General features: G+C 69.9%; 15 protein-coding genes. 9 read left to right on the plus strand and 6 right to left on the minus strand.

All coding sequences use genetic code 11. The annotated features are described in order from the left end of the window. Nucleotides 1–5 precede the first annotated feature (5 nt). Nucleotides 6–494 (minus strand): MarR family winged helix-turn-helix transcriptional regulator, encoded by a 489-nt coding sequence (locus ACQPZW_RS32130; RefSeq protein ID WP_433789768.1) that lies wholly within the window; start codon nt 492–494, stop codon nt 6–8. Nucleotides 495–580: 86 nt separating this feature from the next. On the opposite strand from ACQPZW_RS32130, the gene ACQPZW_RS32135 reads away from it, so the two are divergent. Beyond that, on the plus strand, nt 581–2,095 hold the full coding sequence (locus ACQPZW_RS32135) for an LLM class flavin-dependent oxidoreductase (RefSeq protein ID WP_433789769.1): 1,515 nt from the start codon (nt 581–583) through the stop codon (nt 2,093–2,095). Between the two features lie 486 nt (nt 2,096–2,581). Here the strand turns inward: ACQPZW_RS32135 and ACQPZW_RS32140 are convergent, their stop codons facing one another. Together ACQPZW_RS32140 and ACQPZW_RS32145 are read right to left on the minus strand one after the other, a co-directional pair. Beyond that, nucleotides 2,582–3,208, minus strand: a complete 627-nt coding sequence (locus ACQPZW_RS32140; protein ID WP_433789770.1) for a DUF4352 domain-containing protein — start codon at nt 3,206–3,208, stop codon at nt 2,582–2,584. Between the two features lie 238 nt (nt 3,209–3,446). Beyond that, nucleotides 3,447–4,340: a LysR substrate-binding domain-containing protein gene (locus ACQPZW_RS32145; protein ID WP_433789771.1), complete on the minus strand. Its 894-nt coding sequence runs from the start codon at nt 4,338–4,340 to the stop codon at nt 3,447–3,449. Nucleotides 4,341–4,418: 78 nt separating this feature from the next. On the opposite strand from ACQPZW_RS32145, the gene ACQPZW_RS32150 reads away from it, so the two are divergent. The 8 genes from ACQPZW_RS32150 (at nt 4,419) to ACQPZW_RS32185 (ending at nt 11,146) form a co-directional block, all read left to right on the plus strand. Continuing rightward, nucleotides 4,419–5,600, plus strand: coding sequence for a thiolase family protein (locus ACQPZW_RS32150; RefSeq protein ID WP_433789772.1), 1,182 nt, complete (start codon nt 4,419–4,421; stop codon nt 5,598–5,600). Next, complete coding sequence (locus tag ACQPZW_RS32155) at nt 5,597–6,256, plus strand: 3-oxoacid CoA-transferase subunit A (protein WP_433789773.1); 660 nt, start codon at nt 5,597–5,599, stop codon at nt 6,254–6,256. Before ACQPZW_RS32150 ends, ACQPZW_RS32155 begins: the two co-directional genes overlap by 4 nt. Continuing rightward, entirely contained in the window at nt 6,256–6,819 is a 564-nt protein-coding gene (locus tag ACQPZW_RS32160; protein ID WP_433789774.1) for a 3-oxoacid CoA-transferase subunit B, read from the plus strand. Before ACQPZW_RS32155 ends, ACQPZW_RS32160 begins: the two co-directional genes overlap by 1 nt. Nucleotides 6,820–7,165: 346 nt before the next feature. Then, entirely contained in the window at nt 7,166–7,342 is a 177-nt protein-coding gene (locus tag ACQPZW_RS32165; RefSeq protein ID WP_433789775.1) for a hypothetical protein, read from the plus strand. A 124-nt stretch (nt 7,343–7,466) separates the two neighbouring features. Beyond that, the gene (locus ACQPZW_RS32170) at nt 7,467–8,240 is read left to right on the plus strand and encodes an SDR family NAD(P)-dependent oxidoreductase (RefSeq protein WP_433789776.1); all 774 of its coding nucleotides are present in this window, start codon (nt 7,467–7,469) and stop codon (nt 8,238–8,240) included. A gap of 86 nt (nt 8,241–8,326) precedes the next feature. Further along, entirely contained in the window at nt 8,327–8,482 is a 156-nt protein-coding gene (locus ACQPZW_RS32175) for a hypothetical protein (RefSeq protein WP_433789777.1), read from the plus strand. Between the two features lie 927 nt (nt 8,483–9,409). Continuing rightward, nucleotides 9,410–10,183, plus strand: coding sequence for a hypothetical protein (locus ACQPZW_RS32180; protein ID WP_433789778.1), 774 nt, complete (start codon nt 9,410–9,412; stop codon nt 10,181–10,183). Nucleotides 10,184–10,348: 165 nt separating this feature from the next. After that, a complete protein-coding gene (locus ACQPZW_RS32185; RefSeq protein WP_433789779.1) occupies nt 10,349–11,146 on the plus strand; it encodes a phosphotransferase enzyme family protein in 798 nt (265 codons plus the stop codon). Between the two features lie 84 nt (nt 11,147–11,230). On the opposite strand, the gene ACQPZW_RS32190 is transcribed toward ACQPZW_RS32185, so the two are convergent. The 3 genes from ACQPZW_RS32190 to ACQPZW_RS32200 all read right to left on the minus strand — a co-directional run bounded on the left by ACQPZW_RS32190 (nt 11,231) and on the right by ACQPZW_RS32200 (nt 15,084). After that, a complete protein-coding gene (locus ACQPZW_RS32190; protein ID WP_433789780.1) occupies nt 11,231–11,836 on the minus strand; it encodes a HEAT repeat domain-containing protein in 606 nt (201 codons plus the stop codon). Nucleotides 11,837–11,940: 104 nt separating this feature from the next. After that, entirely contained in the window at nt 11,941–14,163 is a 2,223-nt protein-coding gene (locus ACQPZW_RS32195) for a galactose-binding domain-containing protein (RefSeq protein ID WP_433789781.1), read from the minus strand. 282 nt (nt 14,164–14,445) lie between these two features. After that, nucleotides 14,446–15,084, minus strand: a complete 639-nt coding sequence (locus ACQPZW_RS32200; RefSeq protein WP_433789782.1) for a TetR/AcrR family transcriptional regulator — start codon at nt 15,082–15,084, stop codon at nt 14,446–14,448. Nucleotides 15,085–15,275: the final 191 nt, after the last annotated feature.

The raw sequence follows: 15,275 nt of genomic DNA on the forward strand, positions 1-15,275 counted from the left end.
GCCGGTCAGCGCCCCTTCTCGTCGCGGGCCGTCGTGACGGCCTCGCACAGGTCGGTCAGCGGGTCCCGGGCCTGGGCACTGCAGGCGATCGTCTGCAGCAGCCCCCGGAAGGAGTCGGCGTCGCCGGCCGGCAGCGCGCCGAGCACGTGCGCCTCGACATGCCGCAAGGCGTCGCGGTGGGACTGCCAGGCCTCGCGGCCCCTGGTGGTGGCGACGACGAGACGGCTGCGGCGGTCGGCCGGGTCGGGGCGGCGGGCGACCAGCTCGGCCCGCTCCAGGTCGTCGATCAGGTAGGTCAGGATGGTCCGGTCGATGCCCAGATCGGCGCCGATCGCGCCCTGGTTGCGGGGTGGCTCGCCGATCGCCGCCGAGAGCACCTGATAGCCGCGCGGGCCGCCGGGCAGATCGCCGAGCACGTGGTCGGCGGCCTTGGCGTAGGCACGGAAGACCACTCCCAGCATCCAGCCGAGATCACCTTCGAGGGGCGTCGTCACACGACCACCCTAGCTCAGCCTTACAGAAGTTCTGCCCTTCAAATGTTCTGTTTGACAGAACATCTTTTCCGCGTCACAGTTGCCGCATGTCCGACTACGGCCACCCGCTCGAGTTCGGGTCCTTCATCACCCCGTCAGCCGCCGACCCCGCCCGCGTCGTCGCGCTCACCGTGCTCGCCGAGCAGGCCGGCTTCGACCTGGTCACCTTCCAGGACCATCCCTACCAGCCCGGCTTCCTAGACACCTGGACTCTGCTCAGTTACGCCGCCGCCCGCACCTCGTCGGTGCGCCTCGCGGCCAACGTCACCAACCTGCCGCTGCGCCCACCCGCCGTCCTCGCCCGCAGCGTCGCCGCCCTCGACCTGCTCAGCGGCGGCCGGATCGAGCTGGGCCTCGGCGCCGGCGCGTTCGCCGAGGCGGTCGAGGCGATGGGCGGGCCCCGGCTCACCCCCGGCCAGGCCGTGCAGGCCCTGGAGGAGGGCATCGACGTCATCCGCCAGATCTGGGACACCGACGCACGCGGCCCGGTCCGCGTCGACGGCCGGTTCCACCGGGTCTCCGGCGCCAAACGCGGCCCGGCCCCCGCCCACGACGTCGGCATCTGGCTCGGCGCCTACAAGCCGCGGATGCTGGCCCTCACCGGCCGCCGCGCCGACGGCTGGCTGCCCTCCCTGGCCTACCTGAAGGACGGCGACCTCGCCGCCGGCAACCGGATCATCGACGAGGCGGCGCTGGAAGCCGGCCGCAAACCCGCCGACATCCGGCGCCTGCTCAACATCGGCGGCCGCTTCACCGACGCCGGCCACGGGCCGCTCGTGGGCCCCGCCGAGCAGTGGGCCGAGGAGCTCACCGATCTGGCCCTCACCGACGGCGTCGGCACGTTCATCCTGGCCTCGGACGACCCCGACGACCTGCGGCGATTCGCGGACGAGGTGATCCCCGCGGTCCGCGAGGCGGTCACCGCCGAGCGCTCCGGCACCCGCACGCTCGCACCGCCCTCCGCCCTGCCGTCGGCCTCCGTCGCGCCTGCCCGGGACACCGCTTCTCCAGGCGCCCGACCGGGCGCTCCGGCGCGGAAGGCGGGCCGGTCACCGTTCGCCGTGACTCCCACTCCCGACGACGGGGTACGCCTGAGCGGCACCGTGGTCTGGGACGAGCAGACCCGCCCGACCGGCCCCGCCCCGGACCCGGATCGCACCTACACCGAGCACGACCTCGCCACCGGACGGCACCTGATCCAGGTCCACGACGGCCTGCGCGGCGAACTGGCCCAGATCCACGACCTGATCGGCCAGGTCGAGGCCGGCACGATCGACGTCGGCACGGCCCGCTCCCACATCAACACGATGACCATGCGGCAGAACAACTGGACCCTCGGCACGTACTGCGAGTCCTATTGCCGGATCGTCACCACCCACCACACCATCGAGGACCGCTCGCTCTTCCCGCACCTGCGCCGGGCCGACCCACGCCTGGCCCCGTGGTGGACCGCCTCGAACAGGAGCACCACGTCATCCACGAGGTCCTCGAGGGTGTCGACAAGGCCCTGGTCGCGCTGGTCTCCACCCCCGACGGCCTGTCCGGCCTGCGGGACGCGGTGAACCTGCTGAGCGACACCCTGCTGTCCCATCTGGCCTACGAGGAACGCGAGCTGATCGAGCCCCTGTCCCGCCTCGGCGCGCAGTAGGCGACCCCGACCCGCCCGCATCGAACCGCTTCACACCACCCGGTCCCGCCGGCAGGCGGGGGCGGACCCGCCGGTCAGCGGGTGGCCGCCGGCCGGGCGCCCGCGCTGGAATGGCAGGGCCGGGACGAGCCCGGCCCTGCCGCACGGGGTGATCGTTTCGTCCGCAGATCCGGACGACGGGAATTCGCTGGTCGTGTTGTCACACGAGCGGCCGCCGGTGCCTTGGCCGGCGGATGCTCCGGAGGCCGGCGCCACACCCCGCTGCGCGCGTGCCGACTGACCGCTGCTCGGGGCGCTCGCGGCAGTCGCCGGCCGGTGGGGTGGGGGGAACGCCCTCCGGCCGGCCGCCGCGACCATGGCCGGGCTCGTCGCGGTCAGAACCGAGGTGCCGGAGCGCGGCCTACTTCAGGGGAATCCGGATCCCGGCGGTGAACATCGACTCGTGTACGACGATCGACGTCAGTTTCGTGCCTGCCGGAACGTCGTACACCAACTTCCCGTTCACCTTGTTGCCCGGGTTGATGTTCTCGAGGAATGTCTGGTTCTGATCGTTGACGTAAACCTCGGCGCCACTGTCGACGGAGTACTCGGTGCCTTTCCCGTCGTAGGCCTTCTGCGAGTTGGAGTCGAACAGTTCGGCCGTCGTAGCCACGTTCTTGACGGTCACGTCGACCATGCAGAACTGGCCCTGGGCCTTCACCCCGAACTCACCGCCCACCTCCTTGGCGCCACACTTCATGCCGGTCACCGTGAACTCGAACTTGCCGTCGGTCGCCGGCTTGCCGAACTCACCCGCGACGGCATTGGCGCCCTTCTGGTTTGCGTCCAGTTCAGTGGCCGCATCCCCGACCACCTTCGCCCCTCCCGCCAGAAGAGCGATTCCACCGATGCAGGCCGCGATGACGGCGAGGGCGATACCGCCGAGAACCCACGGCCACACCCGGCGCTTCCTCGGCGGCGGCCCGAATGGGGTCACGCCATACGGCTGGCCGACGGGCTGCTGATATTGGGGCGGCTGGTAGCTCATGAAGGCGGCTCCACGGATCAGGGTTGAGAATTGTCATTCGGCGGGGTCCAGATCGAAAAGACCGGGCCGCAACCACCCAACTCTCCAAAGTGGTGCCGGAGGATGGCGATTTCGGTCACATCGCCGCAACGATCGTCCAGATCGGACGGGCCGGTCAGCCTCCGATCGCGGTCGTCGGATGACGCCCATCACCCGCTGGTACAGATCCGGCGCGCGTAGCCGACAAGAGTGACGGCTGTCAGGGGTTGGCCGGGGCGGCGAGCTGGGTGATGACCCGGATGGCCTGCGCTGTCACCGGGGAGTCCTCACCGGAGCGCACGGCCAGGGCCAGGTCGATGCGGGCGGTGGGGTCGGTCAGCGGGCGGTATGTCGCGCCCGGCACGCCGAGCTGGGCCACCGGCTCGGGGACGATGGCCAGGCCCAGGTCAGCGGCCACGAACGTCACCAGGGTGGACGTCTCGACGACCTCGTGGCGGATCCGCGGCTCGAACCCGGCGCGGTCGCAGAGGCGGCGGACGGCGCCGTACATGGCGGAGTCGCGTTCGGCGTGGATGACGAAGTCCTCGTCTGCCAAGTCGGTGACATCCAGGCGGGCCCGGGCGGTCAGGGGGTGACCGTCGGGCAGGGCGACGATCAGCGCATCGCTGCGCAGCGTGCGGACGGTGATGCCGGGGTCGTCGACGGGCGGGCGGAGCAGGGCGATGTCGATGTCGCGGCGCTGCAGGGCGGCCACCTGCTGGGCACCGAGCATCTCGCCGCGGAAGGCGACCTCCACCCCGGGCAGCTCCTCGCGCAGGCGGCGGGCGACGGCGGGGAGCAGGCTGTAGGTGGCCGAGCCGACGCAACCGACCGACAGGCGGCCCTGCAGACCGGCGGCCACCCTCCGGGCGACCTCGCCCGCGTCGTCGACGGCGGCCAGGACGGTGCGGACCCGGTCCAGGTAGGCGGCGCCCGCCTCGGTGAGCTCGACGCGGCGGGTGTTGCGGTTGAGCAGTCGTACGCCCAACTCGCTCTCCAGCTGCCGGATCTGCTGGGAGAGCGGTGGCTGGGCCATGTGCAGGCGGGCGGCGGCACGGCCGAAGTGGCGTTCCTCGGCGACGGCCAGGAAGTACCGCAGATGTCGCAGCTCCATGAACTGATACTCGCTGAGTCTCAGTTCCGGCGGAACAGGTATTTCTGAATATCAGAGCTGCTTACTAGCGTGGGAGTCATGGCTGACTCATTTGTGTACGCCGCCGTTCGTACCCCGTTCGGCCGTTATTCCGGAGCGCTGGCCGACGTCCGCCCGGACGATCTCGCCGCGACCGCCCTGACCGGGCTGCTCGCCAAGGCCCCGGAGCTGGACCCGGCCCGGATCGACGACGTGTACTGGGGTAACGCCAACGGCGCGGGCGAGGACAACCGCAACGTCGGCCGGATGGCGGTGCTGCTGGCCGGACTGCCCACCTCGGTGCCGGCCGCCACGGTCAACCGGCTCTGCGGCTCCAGCCTCGACGCGGCGATCATCGGGTCCCGGGCGATCGCCGCCGGTGACGCCGAGATCGTGGTGGTCGGCGGTGTCGAGTCGATGACCCGGGCCCCGTGGGTGCTGCCGAAACCGTCGCGGGCCTTCCCGGCCGGCAACGTGGAGGCGGTGTCCACGACGCTCGGGTGGCGACTGACGAACCCGAGGATGCCGGCCGAGTGGACCGCGTCGCTGGGCGAGTGCAACGAGCAGCTCGGCGACAAGTACGGCATCTCCCGCGAGCGGCAGGACGCGTTCGCCGCCCGGTCGCACGCGCTCGCCGACAAGGCGTGGAACGACGGGTTCTACACCGATCTGGTGACCCCGGTCGGTGACCTGACCCGGGACGAGGGCATCCGCGCCGACAGCAGTGTGGAGAAGCTGGCGCGGCTCAAACCCTCGTTCCGGCCCGACGGGACGATCACGGCCGGTAACGCCTCGCCGCTCAATGACGGGGCGGCGGCCGTCCTGCTGGGGTCGGAGCGGGTGGCCGTACAACTGCGGCTTGATCCTCTCGCTCGCATCGCGGGACGTGCCGCACACGCCGTCGACCCGCAGGAATTCGGTTTCGCGCCGGTCGAGGCGGCCGAGAGGGCGCTGCGGCAGGCCGGGATCGGCTGGTCGGACGTCGGCGCGGTCGAGCTCAACGAGGCGTTCGCGGTGCAGTCGCTCGCGTGTGTGGACGCGTGGGGCGTGGACCCGGAGATCGTCAACACCCGCGGAGGGGCGATCGCCATCGGTCATCCGCTGGGTGCCTCCGGCGCTCGGATCCTCGGCACACTCGCCCACGTGCTGCGCGAACGCAAACAGCGCTGGGGTGTCGCGGCGATCTGTATCGGCGTCGGCCAGGCACTCGCCGTGGTCCTGGAGAACCCGGGGAAGGCATGAGGACGCAGACGGTCGACGCGCTGACCGCGGTTCGTGAGGTCAAGGACGGCGACACCGTGCTGGTCGGCGGCTTCGGCATGGCCGGCATGCCGGTCGCGCTGATCGACGCGCTGATCGAGCACGGCGCCGGCGACCTCACGATCGTCAGCAACAATGCCGGCAACGGTGACACCGGGCTGGCGGCACTGCTGGCGGCGGGTCGCGTACGCAAGATGGTGTGCTCCTTCCCCCGGCAGGCCGACTCGTGGGTCTTCGACGGCCTCTACCGGGCCGGGAAGATCGAGTTGGAGCTGGTGCCGCAGGGCAACCTGGCCGAGCGGATGCGCGCGGCCGGGGCCGGGATCGGCGCGTTCTACTGCCCGACCGGGGTCGGCACGCCGATCGCCGAGGGCCGCGAGACCCGGGTGATCGACGGCCGGGAGTACGTCCTGGAGTATCCGATCCGCGGTGACGTCGCGCTGATCCGGGCGCATGTAGCGGACCGGCTCGGCAACCTGGTCTACCGCAAGACGGCCCGCAACTTCGGCCCGGTGATGGCGACCGCCGCGAAGATCACGATCGCGCAGGTGTCGAAGATCGTCGAGATCGGCGAGTTGGACCCGGAGGCGGTCGTGACCCCGTCGATCCACGTGAACCGACTGGTGGAGGCAGCCTGATGGCCCTGGACAAGAACGAACTGGCCAGGCTGGTCGCCGGCGACATCCCGGACGGGGCGTACGTCAATCTCGGCATCGGCCAGCCCACGTCGATCGCCCGCTATCTGAACGCGGAGAGCGGCGTCATCCTGCACACCGAGAACGGCATGCTCGGCATGGGCGAGGTGGTCCCGGACGACCAGGCCGACTGGGATCTCACCAACGCCGGCAAACAGCCGGTCACCGAGTTGCCGGGGGCCGCATACTTCCACCACGCCGACTCGTTCGCGATGATGCGCGGCGGCCACCTCGACGTCTGCGTGATGGGCGCCTTCCAGGTGTCGGCCGCCGGTGACCTGGCAAACTGGCACACCGGGGCGCCGGACGCGATCCCGGCGGTCGGCGGGGCGATGGACCTGGCCGCCGGCGCCAAGCAGGTCTGGGTGATGATGACGCTGTTCACCAGGTCGGGCGAGCCGAAACTGGTCCCGGCCTGCACCTATCCCCTGACCGGCAGGGCGTGTGTCACCCGCGTCTACACCGAGGTCGCGACATTCCACATCACCCCGAGGGGGTACGGGTGACCGCCACCCACGGCATCGAGGTGGAGGAACTGGCCGCCAAGCTCGACGTGAAGCTGCTCCCCTCAGCGGCGGTGAGCACCACACGGCAAAGGTGATCTTGCTGGTAGCTTTCCTCCATGGATTCCTCCGAGGGTTCGGCGATCCCCTTCCGGACCCTTCATCACACCGTGGAAAGCCATAGAGAGCTCGCCGTGGTCGGGCTTTACCTGATCCCGGACGAACACGTGGCCGACACATGGGATTTCCTCGATGGTGGCCGCACTCCCCGAGCTGCCCCTACCGTAGACCTCGCCACTGAGACCGTGGTCCTCTTCACTCACGGACATCGACCCACCCGGGGCACGGCGTGACCATTGATCGCGTCGTGCTGGAGGACGGGCACCTGGTCGTCGAGGCCACCGAAACGCGCCGCACGGGCGGTCTCGACTCCGCTGTCTCGCCGGCACACCTGATCGCCGTGAAGGGGAAGTGGCCGCCCTATGGCGACATTCGCCTTCGGCTGCAGGTTACGTACGGACCTTAGAACCCCAGTGCCTGACTACGGATGCCCCGCCGGACGATCAGACGGTCAGGCCCGTGTGCATCACCCGTAGAGGACCGGTGAAGCGGTTGATCGGGTTGTCCGGTGATCGGGCAGGATGGCTGTCATGGCGACGATTCTGATTTCCGGCTCCAGCGACGGCATCGGGCGGCAAACGGCCGAGACTTTGGCGGCGGACGGGCATCAGGTGACCCTGCACGCCCGTACCGAGCGCCGTGCCGAGGACGCACGCAAGGCCGTGCCGCAGGCGCATGGTGTGATCGTCGGTGACCTGGCGTCCCTGGCGCAGACCCGCGAGCTGGCCGCCCAGGCGAACGCGGCCGGGCCGTTCGACGTGGTGATCCACAACGCCGGTATCGGTGGCGGGCAGTCCGCCCCGGAGATCACCGAGGACGGACTGGAGCGGATCTTCCAGGTCAACACGCTGGCCCCGTACCTCTTGACCGCGCTGATGCCGGCGCCGGGCCGCCTGATCTATCTGACCTCGGGCCTGGAGGCCGACGGCCGGGCCCGCCTCGACGACCCGCAGTGGCAGACCCGGCAGTGGGACGGCATGCAGGCCTACAGCGACTCCAAGCTGTACGACGTGATGCTCGCCTTCGCGGTTGCGCGGCTCCGCCCCGGCACCCTGAGCAACACGGTCGACCCAGGCTGGATCCGCACCCGGATGGGTGGCCCCAACGCCACCGACGACCTGCCGCAGGGGGCGGAGACTCAGATCTGGCTCGCGACCTCGGACGAGCCGGCCGCCACAGTGACCGGCCACTACTTCAAGCGCCGCACGGCCTTGACGGCGAACCCGCAGGCCTACGACGAGGGGTTGCAGGAGGAGTTGCTCGCTCTTTGCGCTGACCTCACCGGTGTCAAGCTCCCGGGCTAGGCAGCGATCGATCGCCGCCCTCCGAGCCGCGCCGCCCAGACGCGGGCACGGCGCTGGAGGATTTGCCGCGGTCATCCGCTCGCGCGATGACGACGACACCGGCGGTCACACCCAGGGCCCGCATTCAGCGCGACACCGAGACCGACGTTGTTGAGCACGATCCCGGCGACGACGCCGAAGGCAGCGCCAAAAGCGACCCAGACCTCGATATTCGACCAGATCCCAAGACTTGCGGCGCCTAAGGCTTGTCGTTACTCGTCATCGGATCTCTCCCAGGACGTCTAGGGAGCTTCTGAGGTCAGGGTCTGTGCCAGGTCACCGCCGCCCCGGCCGGCCTACCTGCCGGGTTCGGGTGTTCTCGCCGCCGTCTACGGTCGGTGACCGAGCCCGGGTTCCCCTACCGGGTGCACCGGACGGCTCCGGCGATGGGCCTTGTACCCACCCGAACCGCTGCTCGGGTGCGACTGCGGCGCGACACCAGCGTCGACGACCCGGCCCACGCGTGCCAGTGGTCCGTGTAGTCGATCTTCTCCGTGGTCGCCGGCGGCGATGGGCGCACACGTAACGGTTGCGTGTGCGCTGGTCGTCGCCCTGGCGTTGGTGAGAGCCCACGATCGGGGTTGCGTGTGCGCTGGTGGTCGTGGGGGCGTGGCTGGGGTCGCACGATCGGTGTTCGTGTGCGCCTGTGCTCGTCCTCGTCCTCGGCGAAGGCCTCGGCGAAGGCAGGGAACGTCCTGGTGACGAGTCCCCCGGGGCAAGGGCAGCGGACGTCTCGGCGACCAGCCCTTCGGCGCAATGGGCCGGAGACGTCTCGGTGGCCAGTCCCCCGGGCCGACGGCAGCGGACGTCTCGGCGACCAGTCCGTGAACCGCGGCGTGAACGGGCTGCCAGCCACGTCATCACCTGGCTGAGCTATGGCCAGCCGACGCCGGCGCAGACCCTGATTCCGAAAGCTCTCTAGCGGAAAGGCGGACGATCCGGCGGCCAACCGTGGCGAATGCGCCACCGTCACCCTCCACAAATGGGACGGTGGCCGGTGCGGAGCACCGTTCGCTGCTGATCGAGATCCCGGCCTGGCGATGGCACCCCGTGTGCCTCCGGGGTGGCCCAAGTCGCATCGGCGTCCGTCAGTGCGGCGGGGCGGATCACGCTGCCCTACGCTGCCCGCCATGCGAAACGGGGAACGAAACCACACCATCGGACGCCGGGGCCTGCTCGTCGGCGCCCTGGCCGCCACCGCCGCACTGGCGGGTTGCAGCACCGGGACGCAGGACGCTGCTGCGCCGGGCACGTCGTCCGCCGCGGCCACGATGCAGCACTTCGGATCGGATGGGTACGGCAAGCTACGGATCACCATGACCAGGAGCGAGGCGCTGGCTACCGGCGACTTGATCACCTCACCCGTGTCGACGGTGGGCGGCGACGACTACTCGTTCGTCGGCGGTCCGGCTCCCGACCCGAGCCGGATGGCCGCGGACGAGAAGCTGGAGAACGAGGTCGAGAAGGCCGCGAAGGCGGCGGACGCAGCCCGAGCCAAGGCGGACGAGTACCGCAGAACCCACGGCCGTTCCGCGCAGGAGTCCGCGAGGTCGGCCCGGCTGGCGGCCGACTCCGCCGCTGCCGCGGCCAAGAGCATCGAGACGATGGCCGCCTCCACCGAGCGGTCAGGAGAGCGGCTCACGGCCTTCCTGACCGCCGGCGGCGTGTCGTTCACCGGCGAGCGGATGACCACCATCGCGGCGCCGCCCAACGCCACCACGGCCGAAGGCGTCTCGCGCGGCTCGAGCCTGGACCAGCTGAGAGCGGCGTACGACAGCAAAGGCCTGAAATCCACCTCAGAGGGCCGGTACGAGATGGCGGCCGGTCAGCCGGGCTGGACGATGACCTTCGACGTGGAGGCGGGCAAGGTCGCGTACATGATGCTGCGCGCCACCGAAGCCTGAGCCCGTCCCGCATCGATGCGCCTCGGCGGCGCTGGATTCCACGGCCACATGGAATGACCGCCGCCGGGGCCCTGCCCAGCACGTCCCGCCGTGCCGAATCGAGTGCGTTGCCGAAGGCAGGAAGTCGGTGTTCCGTACGCCGTCACTCCGCTCAGAATGCTGTGCATGAGTGACCACGACGCCGGTGCAGCGACCGGGCAGGAAGAAGTACTGGCGGGAGGCAACATGGGCAGGGCAGTGCGCGTAGGCGTCAGCGTCCGTCGCCGTGCCGGTGCCTGGAGCCCGACGATCCAGCGACTCCTCCGGCACCTGAGACAGCATGGCCTGGAGTGGGTCCCCGAGCCCCTCGGGCGCGATCAGGACGGACGTGACAGCGTCGCTTACCTGGCCGGGGAGGTGCCCCAATACCCGCTGCCGGACTGGATCTGGAGCGAAGGCATCCTGACCGACGCGGCCCGGCACCTGGCCCATCTGCACGCAGCCAGCGCAGACTTCCTCGATACCACGGACGCGATCTGGCAGATTCCTGCGCACGAGCCGGTCGAGGTCATCTGCCACAACGACTTCGCTCCCTACAACATGGTCTTCACCGATGGCCGGCTTACCGGGGTCATCGATTGGGACACTGCCTCTCCTGGCCCACGGGTCTGGGATCTGGCCTACCTCGCGTACCGGTTGGTGCCGCTGACCGATCCGGCCAACGGTGACGGCTTGGACAGTGACGTGAGTCAGCGAGCCCGACGCCTGCGACTGCTCTGTGACACCTACAACCGCTACCACGGTCACGAGGTGGACACGGCAGCCATCCTTCCCGTCACCGTGCAGCGCCTGCTTGACTTGGCCCATTTCACACAAGCGCGTGTCGACGCCGGTCAAGACGAGCTCCGTGGCCACGTCGGCCTCTACCGGCGAGATGCCGCATGGATTACCGCCCATACCAGGGCCTTCCAGATGCCCGGCTGAGTCGTTCATAAGCGGGCCGAACGCGCTCATCCGCCGTCGATCGGGCGTCCTGTGGCAGGTCGAGGCCGGAGGTTGAACGGCGAGCTAGCGGCTCACCTCGACGCCGCGGAGCAGCAGTCCTTCGACTGCCTCGGCACGGGTGTCGGGGTCGTCGTCGTCGAGCCGGGCGGCGAGCGCGTCACGCAGCCGGGGGAAATCGGCGTCGGTCTGGCGTGCGAGGCCGAACGTGGCCCAGTCGCGGACCCGGGCGTCCACGTCGGCGGAGAGCGTGATGAGAGCGTCGAGGGCTGCCGCTTCCGGGCGGCCGAGCAGGCCGAAGGCCACGCCGCGCCGGACGCCGGCGTCGGGGTGGGTGTGCAGGCTGATCAGGGGCGCCAGGCTGCGCTCGTCGCCGATGTGCCCGAACCCGACGGTGATCGCGTGGAGCACGTCCGGGTCGGACTCGTCCCGCACCATCGTCAGCAGCAGCGTCAGCGCCTCCTCGCGGAACGGCCGGAACTGGCCGAGCACGTCGGCGGCCAGGAGGCGGCGCGCGGGATCGGGGTGACCGGCCGACCGGGCGGCGATCTCGACTGCCTCCCGCCCGCCGTGACGGTGCAGGTGGGAGATCAGCTCCCAGCGGCGGTCGTCGTCGCCCGCGCGAAGCGCCTCGTCGAAGGCTTCGGCGGTGGTGGGTTCGGGCGTCGACATGACGACCATCGTGTCCGGCTCGTTCACATCGCTCAACAGAGATCGCGGCCGCCGGTGCGGGTAGCACCGGTGGCCGCGTGGTTCACGCCGTCATCGCCGTGGGATCAGGGGTAGGCGATGACGTTGCGCGGGGTGGTGTTGCCGGCCGGGTTGGGCACGGCGCCACCGGTGTCGTTGACGACGTTGGCGATGGTGCCGACGTCACCGAGGGAGACGGTCAGGACGCTGCGCAGCTGAACGCCGGACCGGTTGGGCACCTCGAAGGCCCGGTCCACCCGGACGGCGGGGTTGACGTTGAAGTAGGCGTACGAGCCGCCGCCCCAGAGCTGGTGGTCGGTGACGGCGTCGGCGACCTTGTAGGCGGCGTAGCCGTTTCCGCGGGGCCCGATCCAGGCGGCCTGGTTCGGCACGTCGTACGGCTTCTCGTTCTGGAAGAAGATCGTCTTGCCGCGGTTGCCGTTCCAGATGACCTCGTACTTCTGGTAGTGCTCGACGAACAGGCCGGTCGCAAGGACGTCGTCGCCGTTCACGAGGACGCCGGTGTCGCCGGTGTTGACCGTCCAGCCGGTGGGCGCGCCGCCGTGGTCGGCCCGCCAGGCCCAGATGTGGTCGATGATCGTGTCGTCGCTGTGCACCGCGAGAGTGGTGGTGGCCTTGCCCTGGACGCTGCTGCCGATGCGGAAGAAGACGTCCTGCAGGCTGATCGGGTTCGCGGCGTGGTCGGTGTGGACGCCGGCCCGGCCGACGGTCAGCAGGGTCGGGCTGTTCGTCGTACCCGCGTCGAAGGTCAGACCGCTCACCTTGACGCCGTCGACGTCGGCGATGTTCAGGGCCTCGACCCCGCCGGACGGGATCAGGGTCGGGAAGCCGATGCCGGTGACCACGGTGTTGGCGCGGGTGACCCGGATGGTGTCGTTGAGGGTGTAGGTGCCCGGGGTGAAGAACAGGTTCAGTCCCTGAGCGAGCGCCTGGTTGATCCGGGCGGCGCTGTCACCGGGCTTGGCGACGTAGAACTCCCGCATCGGGATCGAGGTGCCGGCCGCGTTCGGCCAGGTGGCGCCGGCCGAGTTGCGCCGGAGGGCGGGGACGAAGACGCGGTAGAGGCCGGCGTTGTCGACGTACAGGTACGGCTTCTCGCGGCTGACCGGCGTGGTGGCCAGCGTGGTGTGCGGCGGGTTCGGGAACGCGTTGGCCGGGGCGCCCTGGACGCCGGAGTAGACCATGTTCCAGACGCCGCCGTCCCAGCGCGTGATCCGGCTGTCGCGGGTGTACCACTGCTGCTGCGAGCCGGACGAGACGACACCGTCGACGATGGAGTCGGCCAGGTAGCCGCCGCTGGAGTAGCCCTGTCCGCCGTCCTGGTTCGACGGAGCCAGCGTCAGGTTGCCCTTGATGTGCACCCGGCGCATCGGCGCGGCCTGGGAGACGGCCCACCGGTTGGTGCCGCCCTCGGGCACGATCGACAGGTTCTCCATGCTGCGCCAGAAGTTCTGGGTCGCGTTCTTCTCGTCGCCGTAGTTCCAGCCGGAGTCGACGTTCACGGCGCCGTTGATCGTCACGTCGTCGGGGTTGAGACCGAGGCCAGCGATCGTCGTGTAGAACCCGACGTTGGCCCACACCCGCCCGTAGGTGCCGGGCTTGAAGAGGAACACGTGGCGCTGGGAGCCGAACTGCGCGGTCGGGCTGCGCAGCTGCGCGTTGAACGCCGAGTCCACCGCCGACTGGATGGTCGAGGCCGCGGTGCCCGGCTCGAAGATCCGCACGTTCGAGCCGAAGTCCGGGGTGTCCGAGGTCGGCAGCGTCGGGGTCGTGGTCGTCCCGAAGACCTGGAACTCCCAGAGCGAGTAGCCGTACGGGGTGGCCCGGGTGGTGCCGCTCATCCGCACGTACCGGCCACTGCCGGTGACGTTCAGCGTCTGGACGCCGGCCTGGCCCGTCGTGACCGGGGTGACGTTCGTCCAGGAGGTGCCGTTCGCGGAGGTCTGGATGGTGAACGCCGAGGCGTACGCCGCCTCCCAGTTCAGCACGACCTGGCTGATCGACTGGCTGCTGCCCAGGTCGACCTGCAGCCACTGCGGGTCGGCGAAGGTGCTGGACCAGCGCGTGCCGGTGTTGCCGTCGACCGCGTTTGAGGCGGGGAAGGCGGCGCTCTCGACGGACGAGGCGGTGGCCGGCTTGCCTTGCGACAACGGGACGTCCGCGGCGCTGGCGGTGCCGGCGATCGAGGCGACGGTGAGACCGAGGGCGGCGGCGAGGGCGGCGCTCAGCACGACCCGCCCGCGGCGCAGGTGTCTCTGCCGCGGGGAAATCAGTGTCGGGGGTGTCATGTTCCTGCCTTCGGACGGGGTGCCGCGCGTCCGTGATGACGGGCGTACAGCAGGCGAGGGGGACGGGGTGAGCGCAAAGCAGAGAGCGCTCTCCGAGAATTGTTACTTCGGCGTCGCGGCCCGTCAATATGTCGGCAACAAATGAACGGTTCCGGAACCGCGCCGAGATCGAGAATCGTTCGGAATGGCAATTCCTTCGATCAAAACTGTTATCCGTCGCGACCCGGATCGTCCCCTCGCGGCGCGGAGAGCCGCCCGCCGCCCGCCGCCCGCCGCCCGCGCTCAGGGAGCCGGATCGGTGCGGGGCAGGACTCCGTTCAGGAGGAGGTCGACCGTTCCGACCATCTCCTCGGCGAGGTCGAACGGGGCCGGCTCCTCGCTGGCCCATGCGGTGAGGATGACGTAATACGAGGACGCCAGGATCAGGCCGACACGGTCGGCGTCGACGGCCGGATCGATCTCCCCCTTGCGCTGGGCCTCGGCGAAGATGCCGGCGAACTCGACGGCCACCGGTATCCGCTGCCACGTGTCCGCCACCCCCACCGACCCGAGGATCACCGCGACACTCTCGGGCCGGGAGGCGTCGCTGAGCGCCCCCAACTCGGCGAAGTACCGCACGAGGATCTCTCGCGCCGATGACCCGGAGCCGCCGGCATGGGTGGCCCGGAGCGCTTTCTCGCGACGCCGCGTGGCCCATTCCTGCAGGAAGGCGGCCTTGCGAGGGAAGTGGTTGAACACTGTGGCCCGGGCGACATCGGCACGCTCGGCGATGTCCTCCATCGTCGTGCCCTCATACGTCTTCTCGACGAACAACGCGATGGCGACGTCGTAGAGCTCGGCACGACGGCGCTCCCGCTGGCGGGCACGGCGGTCCGGCGATGCCGATCCGGGGTCGGAGGAACTCGAAGTGCGGGCTGTCACCGACTGTTCACTTCCTTGGAGACGACAGGTGTGCTCTACTACGGTCATATTCGTTGGACTCGAGTCCAACAATGGACGTGGGTTCGTTCTTGTACTCCAGATCAGTCTACAACGCCGCCGTGGACACGCCTCCAGGAGAAACCTTTGACTCAGCACACGCACCACGACGCCGCAGCCGACACCAGGCCGAC

Source organism: Actinoplanes sp. CA-252034 (genome assembly GCF_050956125.1).
In the GTDB taxonomy this organism is placed as follows: domain Bacteria; phylum Actinomycetota; class Actinomycetes; order Mycobacteriales; family Micromonosporaceae; genus Actinoplanes.